General features: G+C 55.3%; 19 protein-coding genes. 5 read left to right on the top strand and 14 right to left on the bottom strand.

Annotation, left to right across the window (positions count from 1 at the left end; translation table 11 throughout):
- Positions 1 to 173 precede the first annotated feature (173 nt).
- From DVA43_RS05630 to ycgZ, 6 genes are all read right to left on the bottom strand, one after another.
- Entirely contained in the window at positions 174 to 1,865 is a 1,692-nt protein-coding gene (locus DVA43_RS05630; RefSeq protein ID WP_114317086.1) for a methyl-accepting chemotaxis protein, read from the bottom strand.
- Positions 1,866 to 2,038: 173 nt separating this feature from the next.
- The gene (locus tag DVA43_RS05625; protein ID WP_114314843.1) at positions 2,039 to 3,157 is read right to left on the bottom strand and encodes an S-(hydroxymethyl)glutathione dehydrogenase/class III alcohol dehydrogenase; all 1,119 of its coding nucleotides are present in this window, start codon (positions 3,155 to 3,157) and stop codon (positions 2,039 to 2,041) included.
- 29 nt (positions 3,158 to 3,186) lie between these two features.
- Positions 3,187 to 3,462, bottom strand: coding sequence for a metal/formaldehyde-sensitive transcriptional repressor (locus DVA43_RS05620; protein ID WP_103179747.1), 276 nt, complete (start codon positions 3,460 to 3,462; stop codon positions 3,187 to 3,189).
- A 217-nt stretch (positions 3,463 to 3,679) separates the two neighbouring features.
- Positions 3,680 to 3,946 carry a biofilm development regulator YmgB/AriR family protein gene (locus tag DVA43_RS05615; RefSeq protein WP_246842306.1) on the bottom strand — a complete coding sequence of 89 codons (267 nt, stop codon included), beginning with the start codon at positions 3,944 to 3,946 and terminating at the stop codon, positions 3,680 to 3,682.
- A gap of 27 nt (positions 3,947 to 3,973) precedes the next feature.
- Positions 3,974 to 4,273 carry a hypothetical protein gene (locus DVA43_RS05610; RefSeq protein WP_114314842.1) on the bottom strand — a complete coding sequence of 100 codons (300 nt, stop codon included), beginning with the start codon at positions 4,271 to 4,273 and terminating at the stop codon, positions 3,974 to 3,976.
- Positions 4,274 to 4,410: 137 nt separating this feature from the next.
- Entirely contained in the window at positions 4,411 to 4,650 is a 240-nt protein-coding gene (gene ycgZ / locus DVA43_RS05605; RefSeq protein ID WP_103179748.1) for a regulatory protein YcgZ, read from the bottom strand.
- A gap of 476 nt (positions 4,651 to 5,126) precedes the next feature.
- Here ycgZ and DVA43_RS05600 point away from each other — a divergent pair, with 476 nt between their 5' ends.
- From DVA43_RS05600 to DVA43_RS05585, 4 genes are all read left to right on the top strand, one after another.
- Positions 5,127 to 5,324 carry a hypothetical protein gene (locus DVA43_RS05600; protein ID WP_103179749.1) on the top strand — a complete coding sequence of 66 codons (198 nt, stop codon included), beginning with the start codon at positions 5,127 to 5,129 and terminating at the stop codon, positions 5,322 to 5,324.
- Between the two features lies 1 nt (position 5,325).
- A complete protein-coding gene (locus tag DVA43_RS05595) occupies positions 5,326 to 6,096 on the top strand; it encodes a hypothetical protein (RefSeq protein ID WP_114314841.1) in 771 nt (256 codons plus the stop codon).
- 172 nt (positions 6,097 to 6,268) lie between these two features.
- The gene (locus tag DVA43_RS05590; RefSeq protein WP_103181086.1) at positions 6,269 to 7,252 is read left to right on the top strand and encodes a DUF1852 domain-containing protein; all 984 of its coding nucleotides are present in this window, start codon (positions 6,269 to 6,271) and stop codon (positions 7,250 to 7,252) included.
- Between the two features lie 28 nt (positions 7,253 to 7,280).
- On the top strand, positions 7,281 to 8,312 hold the full coding sequence (locus DVA43_RS05585; RefSeq protein ID WP_103822095.1) for a methionine synthase: 1,032 nt from the start codon (positions 7,281 to 7,283) through the stop codon (positions 8,310 to 8,312).
- A gap of 69 nt (positions 8,313 to 8,381) precedes the next feature.
- Here DVA43_RS05585 and DVA43_RS05580 read toward each other — a convergent pair whose 3' ends face one another.
- Positions 8,382 to 8,864 carry a glutathione peroxidase gene (locus DVA43_RS05580; protein WP_103179752.1) on the bottom strand — a complete coding sequence of 161 codons (483 nt, stop codon included), beginning with the start codon at positions 8,862 to 8,864 and terminating at the stop codon, positions 8,382 to 8,384.
- 561 nt (positions 8,865 to 9,425) lie between these two features.
- On the opposite strand from DVA43_RS05580, the gene DVA43_RS05575 reads away from it, so the two are divergent.
- Positions 9,426 to 10,103, top strand: coding sequence for an SOS response-associated peptidase (locus DVA43_RS05575; protein WP_114314840.1), 678 nt, complete (start codon positions 9,426 to 9,428; stop codon positions 10,101 to 10,103).
- A gap of 417 nt (positions 10,104 to 10,520) precedes the next feature.
- Here the strand turns inward: DVA43_RS05575 and DVA43_RS05570 are convergent, their stop codons facing one another.
- From DVA43_RS05570 to pgaB, 7 genes are all read right to left on the bottom strand, one after another.
- Positions 10,521 to 11,783 (bottom strand): Y-family DNA polymerase, encoded by a 1,263-nt coding sequence (locus DVA43_RS05570; protein ID WP_114314839.1) that lies wholly within the window; start codon positions 11,781 to 11,783, stop codon positions 10,521 to 10,523.
- Between the two features lie 168 nt (positions 11,784 to 11,951).
- Entirely contained in the window at positions 11,952 to 12,707 is a 756-nt protein-coding gene (dsbG, locus tag DVA43_RS05565) for a thiol:disulfide interchange protein DsbG (protein ID WP_114314838.1), read from the bottom strand.
- Positions 12,707 to 14,731, bottom strand: coding sequence for a protein-disulfide reductase DsbD (locus DVA43_RS05560; protein WP_114314837.1), 2,025 nt, complete (start codon positions 14,729 to 14,731; stop codon positions 12,707 to 12,709). The genes dsbG and DVA43_RS05560 overlap by 1 nt, the downstream gene beginning before the upstream one ends.
- Before the next feature lie 45 nt (positions 14,732 to 14,776).
- Positions 14,777 to 15,166, bottom strand: coding sequence for a copper-binding protein (locus tag DVA43_RS05555; protein ID WP_168194643.1), 390 nt, complete (start codon positions 15,164 to 15,166; stop codon positions 14,777 to 14,779).
- Positions 15,167 to 15,429: 263 nt separating this feature from the next.
- Complete coding sequence (pgaD, locus tag DVA43_RS05550; RefSeq protein WP_103822101.1) at positions 15,430 to 15,867, bottom strand: poly-beta-1,6-N-acetyl-D-glucosamine biosynthesis protein PgaD; 438 nt, start codon at positions 15,865 to 15,867, stop codon at positions 15,430 to 15,432.
- Positions 15,864 to 17,198, bottom strand: a complete 1,335-nt coding sequence (pgaC, locus tag DVA43_RS05545) for a poly-beta-1,6-N-acetyl-D-glucosamine synthase (RefSeq protein WP_114314836.1) — start codon at positions 17,196 to 17,198, stop codon at positions 15,864 to 15,866. Before pgaC ends, pgaD begins: the two co-directional genes overlap by 4 nt.
- A complete protein-coding gene (gene pgaB, locus DVA43_RS05540) occupies positions 17,195 to 19,210 on the bottom strand; it encodes a poly-beta-1,6-N-acetyl-D-glucosamine N-deacetylase PgaB (RefSeq protein WP_114314835.1) in 2,016 nt (671 codons plus the stop codon). Before pgaB ends, pgaC begins: the two co-directional genes overlap by 4 nt.
- Between the last annotated feature and the right edge of the window lie 5 nt (positions 19,211 to 19,215).

The raw sequence follows: 19,215 nt of genomic DNA, 5'->3' as shown, positions 1-19,215 counted from the left end.
ATCATAGCGGGGAATAAAAAAAGGGTTCATGTCGAAACATGAACCCTTTTTTGCCGGGTGGCAATGGTGCACCGTTATTGCCGGGTGGCGCTGCGCTTACCCGGCCTACATGTCGTGCCGAACCCGTAGGCCCGGTAAGGCGCAGCCGCCACCGGGCAAATTGCGCACGGGGGTTAGAACGTCTCCCAGTTATCGCCATCGACGGTTGCCGGACGCAGCGGTGCGGCTGGCGCGACAGGCGCCGCTTTACTGCTGCTGCGGGCCTGGCCCATACCCTGCAGGCGGAAAGCGCCTACCGCTTCAGTCAGACGGGCAGCCTGATCTTCCAGCGAGGCCGCGGCGGCAGAGGCTTCTTCCACCAGCGAGGCGTTCTGCTGGGTCACTTTATCCATCTCCGAGATCGCCTGGCTGACCTGCACAATGCCCCGGCTCTGCTCGTCGGAAGCGGCGGCAATCTCCAGCATGATATCGGTGACGCGTTTAACCGCTTCCACGATTTCGCTCATGGTGTTGCCTGCGGCAACCACTTCCCCGGAGCCCTGATCGATGAGCGAAACCGACTCGCTGATCAGCCCTTCAATCTCTTTCGCGGCGTTGGCGCTGCGGCTGGCCAGGGTGCGGACTTCGCTGGCGACCACCGCAAACCCGCGCCCCTGCTCACCGGCACGGGCGGCTTCCACCGCGGCGTTCAGCGCCAGGATGTTGGTCTGGAAGGCGATGCTGTTGATCACCGCGGTGATTTCAGAGATTTTCTTCGAGCTGCTGGAGATGTTGCCCATGGTTTTCACCACCCCGGAGACCATCTGGCCGCCGCGGCTCGCTTTACCGGAGGCATCTTCCGCCAGCTTGCTGGCGTGGTGCGCGTTATCGGCGTTCTGCTTCACGGTGGCGGTCAGCTGTTCCATGCTGGCTGCGGTCTGCTCAATTGCCGCGGCCTGCTGCTCGGTACGTGATGAGAGATCGGTGTTACCGGCGGAGATTTCGCTGGTGCCACGGTAGATCTCTTCCGCGCCCTGGCGCACGGTGCCCACGGTATTCACCAGCGAGCGCTGCATGGTTTGCAGATCGTGGGTCAGACGGCCAATTTCACTGCGCCCGGTCTGCTCTTCTGGCAGCGTCAGATCGCCCTTGGCGATATGGGCAATACGGTTCGCCGCGCGCTGCAGCGGGTTAATCACCGTGCGACGCAGTACGATAAAGGTGATCACCGTCAGCACCAGGGCCAGACCAAAGGCGCCGACCATAAACATCAGCCCCAACTGGGTGCGGGTATGCGCCTGTTCGGTCAGCATATTGGCGCGGTCGGTACGGATCTTGATCGCCTTCAGCAGCACCGCGTTATAGGCATCATCCAGCGGACGCGCCGTCTCGTTTTCGTGGTTGATGATGGCTTCGAACATGCCGTTTTTGGCATATTTCAGCATCGGCTGCATGCCATCAATGTAGGCCTGGTAGCTCGTCTTCAGATCGCCATCCAGCGCTTCGTCCGCCGGGGTACGAACGCCACGGCTCATGTAGGCGGCAAAACCATCCTGCGACTGTTTGAGCCGCTGTTCCGCTTCCGCGATGTTCTTTTTCATCTCATCCATTTCGGCGATACGGCTGGCGGCGCCCGCATGGATCATGTTGATACGCGCTGTGCGCAGATGGTTTGAACTGTTTGATAACCCAGTACGTACCTGAATTTCAGCGGTCACATCTCGCAGATCCTTATCGGCCTGCAATAAAAAATAACCTGCCAGCCCGGCGCTCAGGGCAAACAGCAAAATAATACCACCCAAAATCGAGGAGAATAGCGGAAGCAGCCTGATGTGATGCAGGAAGCCCAGCTTATGTTGCGCCCGAACTGTTGTTGTTGTGTCCATAGCCATTGACTCTCTCATAGGTAAGATGCGTGGAAACACGCCTGTAAAATAGTCATCGGCACGACAGAGAATTTGATTACGGCTAAAATCGCAACACTGGTCACACTTTCGCAATGATTTTTAAAGAGATGTCTTCCCGCTGCCCATAAAGGCGCAGCGGGAGAGAAGGTTTATCAGTTCTCGCCGAAATGGATAACGGTACGGATGGATTTCCCTTCGTGCATGAGGTCGAATGCCTCGTTGATCTGATCCAGCGGCAGGCGGTGGGTAATGAACGGATCGAGCTGAATTTTGCCCGCCATCGCGTCCTCTACCATGCCCGGCAGCTGGGTACGCCCTTTCACGCCGCCAAACGCGGAGCCACGCCATACGCGGCCAGTCACCAGCTGGAACGGACGGGTTTTGATCTCCTGACCGGCACCGGCCACGCCGATAATCACGCTTTCGCCCCAGCCCTTGTGGCAGCACTCCAGCGCCGCGCGCATGACGTTGACATTACCAATGCACTCAAAGCTGAAGTCGACGCCGCCGTCGGTGAGTTCAACGATGACGTCCTGAACGGGCTTGTCGTAGTCGTTCGGGTTGATGAAGTCGGTCGCGCCCATCTCACCCGCCAGCTTGAATTTTTCCGGGTTGGTGTCCACCGCCAGAATGCGTCCAGCTTTCGCCTGTACCGCGCCCTGGATCACCGCCAGACCGATGCCGCCCAGACCGAATACCGCCACGGTATCGCCCTCTTTCACTTTGGCGGTGTTGTGGACGGCACCAATACCGGTGGTGACGCCGCAGCCCAGCAGACAGACCTTATCCAGCGGCGCCTGCGGGTTCACTTTTGCCAGCGAGATTTCAGCGCAGACGGTGTATTCGCTGAAGGTGCTGGTGCCCATGTAGTGATAGATCGGCTCACCGTTGTACGAGAAACGGGTGGTGCCGTCCGGCATCAGCCCTTTACCCTGGGTGGCGCGCACCGCCTGGCAGAGGTTGGTTTTGCCGGATTTACAGAACTTACACTCGCGACACTCTGCGGTGTACAGCGGGATGACGTGATCTCCCGGTTGCAGGCTGGTGACGCCCTCGCCGACTTCCACCACCACGCCGCCGCCCTCATGGCCGAGCACCGCCGGGAAAACGCCTTCCGGATCGTCACCCGACAGGGTAAACGCGTCGGTGTGGCACACGCCGGTGTGGGTGATTTTGACCAGCACTTCACCCTTCTTTGGTGGTGCTACATCAATTTCAACGATTTTCAACGGCTGGCCAGGGCCAAATGCAACAGCAGCACGTGATTTCATCTTGCTTTCCTTTTAGTGATGTCAGGTGTTTATTTTAGATAAGAGCGCAGCAAATGGCCGACTTCCGCCATTCTCACAGCCCGCTGATCGGCGGTGGTATCGCCCGTCACCAGCTCATCTTTGAGGTGAATTTCGACCATCTCGCCCATCAACCCGTTTGCGGCGCCGCGCACCGCGGCGATTTGCTGCAGGATAGCAAGACAAGGTTCGCCGGACTCAAGCGCCCGCTCCAGGGCATCGACCTGTCCGCGTATGCGGCGCACGCGCGTCAGGACACGTTTTTTGTCTTCAGGTGAATGTGGCATAGGAGTGGCTCCTGGATACTGTAGGGGGGTATACTATTTTATTTTACAGAACGCTGTAAACGGGAATGTTCAGAGAGGTGTCGCGGTGGGATGGGGAAATCAGGCTGGGACAGGTGTGATGATACTTCAGGATATGTTCCTGCCCTGGTTAAGGGCAGTTTGCGTCGGCTATTTTACACGACCTTTATTACGCGGGTTTTGCAGGCGTAAGGGATGCTTAAATATCATCCTGCGTGAAACCCACAACAATTTCGAGCGTATTGCGTATGACATCGGCAGCCTCTTCATCCGATGTTTGTTCAAGCGCGTAAATTAACTGAAGAATAATTTGCTTATTGGTGAGGTTATCACCACTGAGAATAATACATCTTATCGCTGAACCTAATATGGCAGACTCAACGGACAAGGCACCGCCGGCTGAACGGAAGTAGGATGCCAGCGCCTGATCCTGAAGGGCATTGAAATGCGGTGTGTGCTGAGAAATATTAGGTTCAATATTATCCACTCAAGGTTAATGTTTTTTATCGTATTTATGCTGAGTATCAGTCACCATAAAATGGTGCATTCTGTTGACATAACAATGACTTCTGACTTCTGTCTGTACGCCACTACTGGATTTAACCTTTTGCTCAACCTCTAATGCTGCCGCCGACAGCGCACTTCGTCTTTCAACATCACGCTCTATGCTGGCCATAATTTTCAGTTTAACGGCCAGCGTCTTAAAATTTATAGGACCGTTGTCTTTTAAAATTAACAACACAGCTTCGCCAATAAGATCGTCCCTCAGTTTTTCAGATTTCGTTCTATGCATAACTGTTCTCACGCGACTGAACGTAGCCGGGCTACCTCTCATCGCACTATCAATATACTATTTTGCGTAAGGTGCTTTACCCTCTTGGCGCAAACTCCTATATCGACTGCTTTAAGCCACAGAAGCGCTAACACTCTCTATCGTTCAAAAAACAGTGCGATAAGCTCATTATAGTGGGCAATTTCTGCTTCATCTTCCGTCTCTTCTACCCGCCGTAATAGCCTGGTACAGATAGCCAGACGGCTCAGGTTACGTCCCTCATTCAGAATTTCACCGACAATGAGCCCCAGCGTCTCCTGCTGGCTACGCAGACTGGCTTTATTAAAATAGGCGGTGATTGCCTCAGCTGAACTTTGGCGCGAACTGTTACCTCGCATAGGTGCTCCGGATTGACATTTAGGTTAGGGGTTAAAGTGATGTTAAAAATATACTAAACCGCCATAGTTGTACATATTAACTGTACAACTTTTTGAGATTTTAAATAGCAGCCTAAGTTATTTTCAAAAATAACAACGCCTTAAAAAGCACTAAAAATTATCTGGCGTTCAAAATTCACAAAAACCATTTTCTATAAGTGATTAATTAAAAAGACTTAACTATCACCCACCAATTATGGAACCCTGCTTGGAAACAGAGCTGCCAGCGCAGCATAAACGGCCCTACTGACCTCTCAGTTCCACACCCAGGCTGTACAACTTCCGCCACGTCAATGACTCTTTAACGATTAACATGATTCCGGTGGCGTGGAGGGGCAAAAGGCTGAACGTAACCTGGCGCTTTTCAGCATAACCTTAAGGCAATATTCTCAATTCCCTACCATGCTTAGGCTTTTTGTCTATAAGGAGCCCACGCTATGAGACGCCTGTTTACCTCCATTTTCTCCAGCCCTGAGTCGCTGCTACAGGTGATGAGTCAGCAGGAGATTATTGAGGCCGTGGAGGACGGGGACCGCATCATTATCGATCAGGATGGTAACGCCTCGGTCAACTATAAAAGCAAAGAGGTGCGACAGGACTTCCTGCGCCATGTTAACGCGCTGAAGAGGGCCTGATATGGGAACAGCGATTTTTATGGTGCTGATGGTAAGCGGATACTGGTACACCAGTCGTGACCTCTCCACCCGGTTCAAAATTAAGCGTTCCTTTGGCTGGGATGTCTATTTTCTGGTCGCGCTGTACGGCTGTATCTTCGTTTTGCAGGGCGTGATCGCCACCGGCCTGCTTTGGCTGTTGCTGCTCGGGCTCTCTTACACTGCCAATACCTTCCACTTAACCGCCCAGGACAACGCTAACTGGCAAGTGGATTTTATGAACTGGAGCTTTCTGGGCATCCAGGCGCCGGTGGTGGTGATGCTGGCTTTTGCCATCCTGTTTTGTCTCTATCGCTCGAACTGGGCGGGCAGCGCCAGGCTTGACGGCGAAGGCCGCAAGCAGCTTTACAAGCGTCTGTCGCAAGCCAGCGGCATTGAGCAGTTGCTTTATCAGTGCATGGAAGAAGGCGAACTGGCGCTGGTGACGCTGAAATCGCGGCGGATTTATATCGGGATGATCCATACCGCGACCCTGGAATATGAAAAGACCGCCAACATCGTGCTGATCCCGATGCTGAGCGGCTACCGCGACGGCGAGACGCTGAGCCTGCGCATTGAGCATAACTACAGCAAATGGTATGCGGACCACGATATTACGCTCGATTCACAGCCCAAAAGCGCCATGGCGTTTCGCAAGGTCATAATGCTGGATCAAATTGAAAGTCTTTCACTTTTCGACCCCGCCAGCGCCAGTGCGCTGGATCTGGAACGGCATACGGAAAGTGCAGAGTGAATTTTTTTCACCATCATGAAGATGACTCATGTTGCAATGAAATTTAGTCGCTTTCACTCCCTCCCCGGCTCTGGCATAACTTAAGCCATATTAACGTATTAGCAACATACAGACTGACTTCTGTAACCGCGAGGGGATTTCAGTCTTTATGTCAGAGCCGGGAAACATCACCATGAATAACGCTTTCACCTTCACGATTACCCACAGTCGTTTCGATGAAAATTACAACCCATCCGAAAACACGCGGATCACCACTAACTTTGCCAACCTCGCCCGCGGGGAAAGCCGTCAGCAGAACCTGCGCAATACGTTAGTGATGATTGACAATCGTTTCAATGCCTTAGCGCACTGGGACAACCCGAACGGCGATCGTTATTCCGTAGAGCTGGACATCATCTCCGTAGAGATGAATATCGCGGGAGAAGACAATCACGCCACCTTCCCGGCGATTGAAATCTTAAAAACCAACATCATCGATAAAAAAACCAACGAGCGCATAGAAGGGATCGTCGGGAATAACTTCTCCTCTTATGTCCGGGATTACGATTTTAGCGTTCTTCTGCCGGATCATAATAAACAGCAGACGACCTTCACCATTCCGGCTAATTTTGGCGAACTGCACGGCAATATCTTTAAGCACTTCGTTAATTCCGATGAATATAAGGCCAATTTCAGCAAGCCGCCGGTTATCTGCCTCAGCGTCTCCAATAAAAATGTCTATCACCGCATCGGTAATGCCCATCCTGTTTTAGGCATTGAGTACCAGCAACAGGGCTCTTCGTTAACAGAAGCGTACTTCAAAAAGATGGGCCTGCAGGTGCGCTACTTTATGCCGCCACACAGCGCCGCGCCGCTGGCGTTTTTCTTCACCGGCGATTTGCTGAGCGACTACACCTTCCTGGAGCTTATCGGCACCATCAGTACGATGGAGACATTCCAGAAGATTTATCGCCCTGAGATTTACAACGCGAATTCGGTCGCCGGGCACTGTTACCAGCCCAGCCTGACTAACGAGGATCACTCCCTGACCAAAATTGTTTACGACCGCGAAGAGCGTAGCCAGCTGGCGATTGAGCAGGGGAAATTTACCGAGAAACACTTTATCAAACCGTACAAAACTCTTCTTGAGCAATGGTCTGCTCAGTACGCGCGTTGATTCAATTAAAACAATAAGGTCACCTGTTATGAAAACATTGCTCCCCACCTCCACTGCCGGCAGCCTGCCGAAACCCTCCTGGCTGGCACAGCCGGAGACCCTTTGGTCGCCGTGGAAATTGCAGAACGAAGAACTGCTCGCCGGTAAACAGGATGCGCTGCGTTTGTCCCTCGACGATCAGCTGCGGGCTGGTATCGATATCGTCAGCGACGGTGAGCAAACGCGCCAGCACTTTGTCACCACCTTTATCGAGCACCTCAGCGGCGTCGATTTTGAGAAACGCGAGGTGGTTAAAATCCGTAACCGCTATGATGCGAGCGTGCCGACCGTGGTCGGCGCCGTGGCCCGTCAGAAGCCAGTGTTCGTTGATGATGCGAAATATTTACGCCAGCTCACCACCCAGCCGATCAAATGGGCGCTGCCGGGCCCGATGACCATGATCGACACGCTCTATGACAACCACTACAAAAGCCGGGAAAAACTGGCCTGGGAGTTTGCAAAAATTCTCAACCAGGAGGCCAAAGAGCTGGAAGCGGCCGGGGTCGATATTATCCAGTTCGACGAACCCGCCTTTAACGTCTTTTTTGATGAGGTGAATGACTGGGGGATCGCCGCCCTGGAGCGCGCCATTGAAGGGCTGAAGTGCGAAACCGCTGTCCACATCTGCTACGGCTATGGCATCAAAGCCAACACCGACTGGAAGAAAACGCTGGGTTCAGAGTGGCGCCAGTACGAAGAGGCGTTCCCCAAACTGCAGACCTCGAATATCGATATCATCTCGCTGGAGTGCCACAACTCGCGCGTGCCGATGGATCTGCTGGAGCTAATCCGCGGTAAAAAGGTGATGGTCGGCGCCATTGATGTGGCAACCAACACCATCGAGACGCCAGAGGAAGTGGCCGCTACGCTGCGCAAAGCGCTGCAGTTTGTGGATGCCGACAAGCTCTACCCGTCGACCAACTGCGGAATGGCCCCGCTGTCCCGTCAGGTGGCTAACGGCAAGCTCAATGCGTTAAGCGCAGGAGCAGAGATTATCCGCCGGGAACTGGCGGCGCGATAAGTCTTCAGGCCGGGCAAGCGCAGCGCGCCCGGCTTTTCCCCTCTCATCTCTCTGGTTCGCCTGCATTAATTAGCTTTCAAGTGCAGCGACGATCGCGGCTTCCATTTTCTCCGGGGTGGTCATCGGTGCAAAACGTTTGAGCGGTTTGCCGTCGCGTCCGATGAGGAACTTGGTGAAATTCCACTTGATTCGTCCCCCCAGTACGCCGGGCAACGCCTCTTTCAGATAACGAAACAGAGGATGCGCTGTTGCGCCATTGACCTCCACTTTCCCGAACATCGGGAAGCTGACGCCGTAATTGACGTGACAGGTCTGGGCAATGTCGTCCGCGCCGCCGGGCTCCTGCTTACCGAACTGATTGCAGGGGAAACCCAGCACCACCAGCCCCTGGTCGGCATACTTCTTGTAGAGTTTTTCAAGACCAGCGTACTGGGGTGTAAAGCCACACTGGCTGGCAGTGTTCACCACCAGCACAACCTTCCCCGCATAGTCGGCCATAGAGATGGGCTGACCGCGCAGGCTGGTGGCCGTAAGTTGATGAAAGGTCGTCATCTGGGATCCTCAGAGCAGAAGGTTTTCAGGCGTGGAGGATTATAGGGCCTCATCCTGGATATGTCCGCCTCTGACCGGTATCGAATCTGTCAGCAATAAGAAAAATACCCGGAAGATAATGACAAATGAAAAATGCGATCTAAGATTTTTACCAAACAAAACTGAGAACATGGAGTCGAGGATGACGATTGTTTTATTCACCGCGCTGGCCTTTATGCTGGTTTTGGCCGGGCTTATTTGCCTTCTGAAGCAGTTAGTCGATGGATTTTGTCATCCGGAGGGGTCTTAAACCCGCCTGAGATGCCCGATGCTTGACGCAGCATCATCCCGGTAGATATTCCCATCAATACGCCTGATTCTGGTGTTATTCCATCTACTCGTTTTTCGGTTGCCGGCCAGCACGCTGCGCATCGGCTATCACGCCGACGGGCAACCAAAACGCTTCACTTTTACCGATGTGGTGATGACGCGTTAATCGCTTTTAGCCCAACCGTCCGCCGCTGAGGTTACAGTTCCGGGAAATTCACCCTCTATACTTAAGAAAAACCACCGGAGGTAACTATGTGCGGACGTTTCGCCCAGGCCCAGACCCGGGAAGAGTATCTTGCTTTTCTGGCGGATGAAGCAGACTGCGACATCCCCTACGACCCGGAACCCATCGGGCGCTATAACGTTGCGCCCGGCACCAAAGTGCTGCTGCTCAGCGAGCGCGACGACCTGTTGCATCTCGACCCGGTATTCTGGGGTTACGCCCCTGGCTGGTGGGATAAAGCCCCGCTGATCAATGCCCGGCACGAAACCGCCGCCACCAGCCGGATGTTTAAACCGCTATGGAACCATGGCCGGGCGATTGTCTTTGCCGACGGCTGGTTCGAGTGGAAAAAAGAGGGAGAGAAAAAACAGCCCTACTTCATCTACCGTGCCGATGGACAGCCCCTCTTTATGGCCGCGATCGGCAGTACGCCGTTCGCACGCGGGGATGAAGCGGAAGGATTCCTGATTGTGACCGCGGCAGCGGATAAAGGGCTGGTGGATATTCACGATCGACGACCGCTGGTACTGACGCCGCAGGCGGCACGTGAATGGCTCCGCGAGACGGTAAGCGGTAAAGAAGCAGAAGAGATTGCGCAGAGCGGCGCCGTTCCCGCAGATGATTTCCACTGGCATCCTGTCACCCGGGCGGTGGGAAACGTAAAAAACCAGGGGCCAGAATTAATTAATAAAATAAGCGAGCCGTAAAAATAAAGCTGGCTATTTTTCAGGAATAACGAAACGGCAGTTAATATAAAATGTCGTCAGCGTAGCGGCAAAATCATTTATCGGGAGGGCCAGCATTAGCCCCCCCTTTTAACACCTAAACCACCTGTTTTGGCCAGCGTCTTCGTTTTGGCATTGGCACGCATGAATGTGCGGTGAGTCGGGTTCCGCAGACGGAACATACAGCACCATGAGGTTGGGTTTGCGTAGGGCTAAAAGAGGTAAAACGAAACCGCTTGCTCTTGCAAACCGGGCACTCAAATTTTATGTTGGGAATAGCCCCTCCGGGCAGGTGTGTAGAGCCACCACCATAGCGCAATTATTGATCGTCCAGGGATATATCTTTCCTTTTCGACAAATATTTACTTTCAGGCTTTGCACTATTTTAGTGAAAGCCATTTATTTGACGCGCAGTAAATCCGAAAAACGTGTGGTATATCGCGGAGACAACATCTCCCTTTTCATTTGCCACTGCTGCTCTATTCCCTGCCCCGCAAACCAGATTGTTCCGCGCCCTTGCTCATTTAATTTGTCGACGAGAGCCATCAGCTTTTCGCTATTGCGGCGCGGCGGATTTTCATCAAATAAATTAAGCTGCGCGACGCCCGAGCTGAAAAAATCCCCCAGCATGACGCCCGCTTTTTGATAGCGTAGCCCCTCTCGCCAGATGAGATCCAGACAGCGCGTCGCCGCGTTAATGATGTCCCGGCTGTCTTCGGTTGGCGTCAGCAGTTTGACGGAGGCGCTATTGCCGTAGTAAGGCTCGTTCAGCGCAAACGGCGAGGTCTTCACGAAAGCCGAAATAAACCGGCAGTACTGGTGCTCGGCCCGCAGCTTCTCGGCGGCGCGGGCAGCATAGCTACAGATGGCCTGGCGCATCGCCTCATAGTCTGAGATCCGCTCGCCGAACGAGCGGGAGCAGATGATCTCCTGCTTGTGCGGGGCAAACTCTTCAAACCCCAGGCAGGACTCGCCGCGCAGCTCGCGGACGGTACGCTCCAGCACCACGCTGAAATGCTTGCGAATCAGGTCGGTGGGAGTGTTCGCCAGATCCAGCACGGTATGAATGCCCATCGCATTGAGCTTTTTACTCAACCGTCGCCCGACGCCCCATACCTCTTCGACGGGCAGCGCCGCCATCAGCTTGCGCTGACGCTCAACGCCGGATAAATCGACCACGCCGCCGGTCTGCCGCTGCCATTTTTTTGCCGCAAAGTTCGCCAGTTTGGCGAGGGTTTTGGTGGGCGCAATCCCAACCCCGACGGTGAGGTGTGTATGTTGTAGTACCGTTCGGCGGATTTCGCGGCCAAAGGCGTCCAGATTGTAGCAGTTGCTGACCCCGGTAAGATCGCAAAACGCCTCATCAATCGAGTAGATCTCGACCCGTGGCGTGAGCTCTTCCAGGGTGGTCATCACCCGATGGCTCATGTCAGCATACAGCTCATAGTTACTGCTGAAGGCGACAATCCCGTGGCGGCGGAAGATCTCTTTCTGTTTGAAATAAGGCGCCCCCATCGTCACCAGCCCTTTCGCCTCGGCGCTGCGGGCAATCACGCAGCCATCGTTATTCGACAGCACCACCACCGGGCGCCCTTTCAGATCCGGGCGAAACACCGTCTCGCACGAAGCATAGAAACTGTTCACATCGACAAGCGCAAACATGATTATTTGCGCCCTTTAACGAACGCAGCAATGCGCGGGAAGGTGAATAGCATAGTCTCAAATCCGCTTAACTGTATATATATACAGTATCAATGATTTTTCGAACAAATCAAGGTGCTTACCGGCACAACGGTTGAGACTATGGTTCAGGTTAATCGCCGGAGTGGCTTATTTACAGGCCACCAGATCGGCCATCTGCTTAGCATCCGGCAAGCCGACGATCTGCTGCAGGGTGCGGTCTTTATTCAGGTAATAAATGGCAGGCGTACCGCTGGCGCCGAGCTGCGTCATCAGCTGCTGATTATGCTCTATCTGCTTAAACACCGCAGGCGGCGTATTACTCGTCAGCGCCGGTTTGGTTTTGCCGTCGCTGCTCTCCATGTCATACCACACTTTAGCCGGATCCTTCGCGGAGAGGATGGCCGCCGCATACTGCGCGCTGTCCGGGCGGATCACGCCCACCAGCAGGGTTGTGGTGCTGATGCTTTTATCCTTGATAAAGGGCTGCGCCTGATGCCAGAACTTATTGCAGTAGGGGCAGAAGGGATCGGCGAACACCACCACCTGACATTTCGCGTCCGCGCTGCCCTCTTTGATCCCCGGCGCGGCGGTGAGCTGTTTCCACATTTCGCGCCCGGCGGGAATATAGATCTCCTCGTTAATGATCTTCTCGCTCAGGTTATTGCCCTGGGCATCATACATATAGCCTGAAACAACATGTTTTTTATCCGGCGTGAGATAGAGCGTGACGCCCATGTCCTGATATTTGCCCAGCCAGCCTTCTACGCCGCCGGGCGCGCTGAACGGCTTGATGATTTCGATGCCCTGCTTCTGGATTTGCTTAACAGGTTCGGGTAAATCAGCGGGCTGCGCCTGCGTGGCGGCGCTGAAGGTCAGAATTAACAGGGACAGGATCTTCTTCATTATTTTTCCTCAGTAAAATCAGATGGTGTAGCCGCCCCGGCCTTCGCCAGTGCGGTCAGTAAAGTCTCTTTGCTCAGCAGGGAGGGCAGAACATGCCCCTGCGGCAGTGAAGGACCAAAAATAGCGTTAAACGGGATGCCGCTGGCGCCGTTGCGCCTCAGGAACTGCTCGATTTCCGCCGAGGGCTGGCTCCAGTTGCCCTGCAACAGAACCACGTCGTCGCGGTTTAAAGCCGTCACCACCTCAGGGCGATGAAGCACCATAACCTCATTAACCCGGCAGTTCAGGCACCAGTCAGCGGTGATATCCACCAGCACGCGCTTTCTGGCAGCCAGCGCCTCGCTGAGCGCGGCCTCACTTAGCGGCTGCCAGTTGAGGGGAGAATCATCCTTCCCCTGGGGTTGCGGGGCCAGAAACGCATACAGCCCGGCGCCAAAAAGGACGCCAAACGCCAGGCTGCGCAGATTCTCTCTGTGATGCGGCATGGCCTTTGCGCAGCGGTAGAGGAACAACGCCACCATCAGGCCACCGCCAATCAACACATAGCGCGCGCCCCACTCTTTGACCAGCAGCGACATCAGCCAGATGCAGGAGCCCAGCATCAGGAGCACCAGCACCAGACGCAGTTTGCCCATCCAGGGGCCGGGCTTCGGCAGCCAGCGCGCCACGCCGGGGGCCATGGCGATCGCCAGCCAGGGAAGGCTCATCCCGATACCCAGCACCAAAAAGACCAGCCACAGTTGATGGACAGGCGCCGCCAACGCGAAGGTCACGGCCGTGCCGAGGAACGGGGCCGTACAGGGCGTGGCGAGCAGGGTCGCAAACGCGCCTTCCAGGAAACTGCCACCGATGCCGTTCCCGCCGGCGGTAGCCAGCCGGGTGGTGAGCGTGGAAGGCAGGCGGATTTCCAGCAGGCCCGCAAGGCTGAAACAAAAGATCCACGTCACCAGCACCATCGCGCCAATAAACCACGGATTCTGGAACTGAAAGCCCCAGCCAATCCAGGCCCCGGACAGCCGCAGGCCGGTAACGACCGCCGCCAGCACCAGAAACGAGAAGATGATCCCGGCCGCTGTCGCCAGAAAACGCAGCCTTGTCTGGCGTCGCGTGCTCTCTGCCAGGGTCATTAGCGACGCGAGCTTGATCCCCAGTACCGGCAGCACGCAGGGCATCAGGTTGAGGATCAGGCCACCCACCAGCGCCACGGCCAGGATCTGCCAGAGCGTGGTGGAAGGACCGGGGCTGAGCTCAACGGTAAGCTGCTGGCTCTGCGCGCCGTCGCTGACCAGCAGCGCGATCTGCTGCAAACCGTCGGCCGCCAGCGGCTCTCCCTGGCTATTGCTGACGCTAAACCGTGCGGTCAGGGTGTCGCCCTGAACCGCTGTCTGGAGCGGAGCAAGCGTCGCCTCCGTCGGGTTATCGGTGAAGAGTTCGGGCCGGGACCAGCCTTGCGGCGAGGTCAGTTTCACCGTCAGGGTGTCGCGATCCGTGGCGACGGATTTAACCGCTATCGCGCCGTGTGTCGCAGGAACCGCCCGCATCGCCTCATCCCAGGCGCTGACAAAGTCCGCCGACGGACCGGCGGCAAGATTGATATCCAGCGGGAATGTGTTAACCACGCAGAGGTTACTGCACAGCGAAAGCGTCAGTTTCCCGCGCAAACGTTGCACCTCATCGGTGGTGATTTCCAGCGGAAACACCACCCGACGGTCGTAGCCGACCGAGCTAAAGCCAGCGGAAGTAAAGCGCACGGGACGCGGCCAGTGCCACTGGGTAGTGGCCTTGGACGCCCACTCTATTACCGGCCGAAAGCCGCCGTCGCCGGGGGTTCGCCAGTAGGTTTTCCACCCTTCATCAGGGGTAACATCCAGCAGCAGGCGAATTTTGCCGTCTGCTGGCGCATCGTGCCAGACATGCACCTGAGCATGGGCTTTGTCAGGCGTCATCGGCCAGCCCGGTACCGCAGCGCAGGCCGCGGACAGGCTGAACAACAGGAACCACAGGCTCCTGAAAAGCGTTTTCATAGTTTTCTCCGTGAAAAATTGACTAAACAGGCACTGCCATGTCAGTCATTCACGGAAAACGCAGTTTTTGAGATGTATTCGAAGGAGCGGAGGACGGAACAGGATCACCGGCCTCGGCAGGACGCTGATTTTGATCAGCACCGCTAAAACGAGCACCAGCAGACCGGGTAACAGCAGAAGGTTATCAAAATGAAGAGGTTGGGCGGAGAGCAGCGAGTGGGCGCTCAATTCGCAGGGTGACAACCCTGGGGAGGAAAGTTCCTGCGGGCTATGGTCAGCACTCAACGAGAGCGTGGCGGCTTTGACCTGCATGTGATGCAGGATAGCGGCCCGCTGGGTCAGACAGATCAGCATGACAACGCAGGCAACGAAAAGCAGCGCGATGGCTCTCAGTTGCCTGTTTTTATGTTGAGTCGGACCGGTCAGGATAGTCATGGGCAATGAGAATAGTGAGCGAGTCGCCAACGGGCAAGCGGCAATTTGTAAAGTAATGCCAGCCCGAGCGTTTCGGCAAGGGTCAGCCTGACCGCAACTTGCAAAAATAAAGTGTATCCCGCGATACACCCTTTTCAATCTTAAGCCACCTGGCATTTCCGGGCTGGCCTTTTTGCGCTAATACAACTTAACGTCGTCAGCGAGCCGCAGGCAATCCATAAAAACCTGCCAGTAAACATCCAGAATGACCGGCAGGTTTTTCGTTACTCGCTCCGCACGTCAGCGAGGATTTTCGCCATCCACACGCGGTCAATTGCCCCCGTATCATAATGGGCGAGAGTAAAAACCTGAGCCTGATTCATCATTAGCGCCAGTTCGGGGGTGATATTGAAACTTGCCGCCACTTCATGGCGCTCAAGTCCAGGCCGACGCTTACGGCGTTCGACACGAAAGCGCAGCTGGTTGTATTTTGCCCAGCCGATCAGCGCCAGATCGATAAGACAGGCCACCAGCAGGTAGATACTCAACGTGCTGAGCGTGGTGTAGAACGGCCTGGTCCCCAGAAAGGGATCATGTTCAATGGCGCTTATCAGACCTCTGTAAATGAGCCAGCTAAACCCCAGCCAGGCAACGATGGTTAACAGCAGATCCAGCGCGCGTGGAAACAGCCGTTGTTCAGTAAAAATTAATGGTTGGATCATGGTTTTAATCTCCCAATACCGCGATCGGGACTCACCCAACGAGCTCTGCTGCGTTTGCGGCGCAGCATGACTTTCGGGAAAGCCACAAGCGTAGTGAACAGGCTCAACATCCAGTACACCACCGGAAACCAGATAACCCAGAACAGTGACGCCGCAATACCTTTCTCGTAGCGTCTCTCAATAAACAGACTGACCGCGAACTGCAACAGACAGACCACGCCCAGCATCAGGCCAGTAAAAGCCGGTGGGAAAAGGTGCTGAACATATAAAGACTCGGGCATCGGAATAAGCAGCCCGATGAGAAACAGCAGGATGCTGACGGCATAGGCAAAGGCCCATGCGGTTGACATACAAAACTCAAGAAACAGCGGCCACATGCGCCGGTACTCCCAGCTCCACAAGCGACGCATGTTGACAATAAACACCTCTGCGCCCCCCTGCGCCCAGCGCAGACGCTGCTTCCAGAGCCCCTTCAACGTCTCGGGCATCAAAATCCAACACAGCGCCCGAGGTTCGAAGAAAATTGACCAATGGCGCAGTTGTAACTTCCAACTGATATCAATGTCTTCCGTGATCATATCCGGGCTCCAGTACCCCACCTCTGCCAGGGCGCGACGGCGAAAAGCGGCAATGACACCGGAAACGGTAAAGACCTGACCATAGACGCGCTGGGTACGCTTGATGAGGCCGATGATAGATGAAAATTCCCCTACCTGGACTCGCCCAATCAACGTTGAACGGGTACGGATACGCGGATTACCGGTCACAGCCCCCACGCGCGGGTGATTGAGCAGCGGTGCGACCATATAGACCGCCGCATCTCTGTCCAGCAGCGCATCCCCATCAATACACACCAGAAAGTCACTGCGCGCCGCCGCGGCACCTGCCTGCAGGGCTACCGCTTTGCCCTGATTTTCCGCCAGATGAATCACCCGCAGCCGCGAATATTTACTCGCTAACTGGTCCAGCACGGTCGCGGTGTTGTCTATAGAACCGTCATTGATAGCAATCACTTCTATATTTTCATAACGTTGCGCCAGCGCCGCTTCGATAGTCTCACGTGCATTCAGCCCTTCGTTAAAGCACGGCACAAGAATGGAAATCAGCGGATTGCCTGCGAGTGTGGGTGGCGGTGTGCCCGGCCCCCATGGCCAGTGGCGCTCGCGGTGAAGCCAGAAATAAAGCCCACCGCTTATCCAGAGAGCCGACATAAACAGCGGCCAGAAAAAGACGAAATTAAGGATCACTTCACCGGTAAAAATCACCGCCACGCCGAGCGGAAAACTGAACATCAGGCAAAGGATCAGGAAGGCGATGAGGCGATCGGTCATTTTTGCGGATACCAGTAGGAGGAAAAAGCAGAACGGATCTCTGCCATCCGGGGTTGATCGTTAATGAAATCGTCCGGGTAGTAGCCATAGTTTCCGGCACCGCTCATCTTGAGCTGCCGCATCCACCCGTTAAGTATTTCACCGCTAATAGCGTCCTGCCCTGCCCCCTTACGCCAGTCCCGGGCCTGAAGTTCAAAAACCGTTTTATCCAGTGCGCCAGGGAAACGGGCGACCCGCCCGACGAGTCTGTCCAGCCAGGCATTGGCATCGTTGACCGGGACATTTTCCATCAGCGGCATTGCCATCGGCGCTGTCCAGTCGTAGGTGCTGAGAAAATCATTCAGATTCTGCGCAAACCAGGTTTCGCTCTGCGGATCCAGCACCGGCATGGCGTAAATGTTGCGGGCAGTTTTGATCTGCGGGCCGCGCACGGCACGCACGGTTTGCGTGAGCTGTCGGGTAAAATCAATCAGGGCGCGACTTTTAAAGCGCGTCCAGCGCGCCAGCAGTTGCGGGTTGGCGCGGATCTCCGCGAGGTTGTCCGGGAAACCTGCTGCACGATAGGCTTTGAGTGCATCCGGGGAGGCATCCTCAAAGTCGGTCAAAAAAGCGTCATCATGGAACAGGATGCCGCTGAAGTTGGCATGGCGCGCGAGATCCTCGTAGATGTCGTTGATTCTCTGCCGGGCAACCGCATTCCAGGGTGATAAGCGCAGATAATGGCGGTTATCTGGCGCAATGCGTCCGTTGTCTGGCGACCACGCCGCCACGCGAGGCACCGAGGGGTCTAACCCAAACGCCAGTACCGGCATCCAGGCGTAAACCTTCACCCCGGCACGGGTCTGCAACTGCCAGGAAACGAAGTTAAACAGATCCGCCCGCATCGGTAGCCAGCGACTGCGGAAATAGAGCGCATTGACGTTGCCGTCCCCTTTCGGATCGGCATAGGCCTGTAAGAAGACATGGGTGATCTTCATATCGAAAACACGCTGGATGAGCAGATCGATATTTTTACGTTGTTGAGCCTGATTTTTGTCGTACACATAGTCGAGATCGATATGCATAACCCGCATGTTTTCAGGTTCTCTGACCTGAGCTATCTGGCTGGCGAAGCTACGCAGCGAAGGGTTATTGGAAATCAGCACCCGGGGAATATCTTCCAGCCTGGCGGCATTCGCCAGCCCCTGGTTCAGGGTGAAAGCCATCTGGTAGCCCTGCTGATGCGTGAGCTTCAGCGTTGTCCCGCTCGCCGCACCGTAGGGCCAGACCCAGGCTCGTGGTGCTTTCCCGGTGACCTCTTTGATTTTGCCTGAAATGCGCGCCAGGTCGGCATTTATACGCTTTTCAAACTGCGCATCCGTTTCGTACTGCCCGCTGGTTTTATCGTAGAAACGGTTAGCGACTGCGGGCTCCTGACTGCCTTGCGGATTGGCCTGATGACCGTAATGGGATGCCCAGGTGTGCGCACCCACTTCCACGAGCCCCGACTCGCTCGCCTCGCGTACCATCTTCCAGGTGGCAAATTTTTCCCGCGGCGTCTTGAGTCCGCCAAAATCCACCAGCGAATGTTCCGGTGCATCCACCCAACTGCCGACTGGCGCCCACAAAGCAGGCCATTTGAACAACCGAAGCAGCGGCAGAACGCGCGTCGAGAAGCTACTGTATCCATCATCAAAGGTCAGCATCACCGCCTTTTCCGGCAAGGTGCTTTTTCCTGCATGGGCATCCAGCACCTGCTGTACGCTAATCGGCTGGTAGCCGTTATCATGCAGCCAGGCAAACTGGTCGTTCAGGGCGCTGGTGCGCACGGAGAGATAGCGCTGATCGGCGGCGCCGTCCTCCACGTCGTGCCAGGCCAGCACAAGAAAGCTGTTTTTGGGCCAGGGCTGGTCCGCATAGAGCGCCGGCCGTTCGGCAGGAGGAAGATAACGTGGTGCCGCGGCCAGTGCACACATGCTCATCATCATCCACCCGACGATTACCCTCGCGGCGAGAAGCCATCGTTTCATCATGATGC

Source organism: Leclercia sp. W6, from assembly GCF_003336345.1.
Taxonomy (GTDB): Bacteria; Pseudomonadota; Gammaproteobacteria; order Enterobacterales; family Enterobacteriaceae; genus Enterobacter.
The sequence above is the reverse complement of the archived record's forward strand: the minus strand, read 5'-3'. Positions and strand labels throughout refer to the sequence as shown.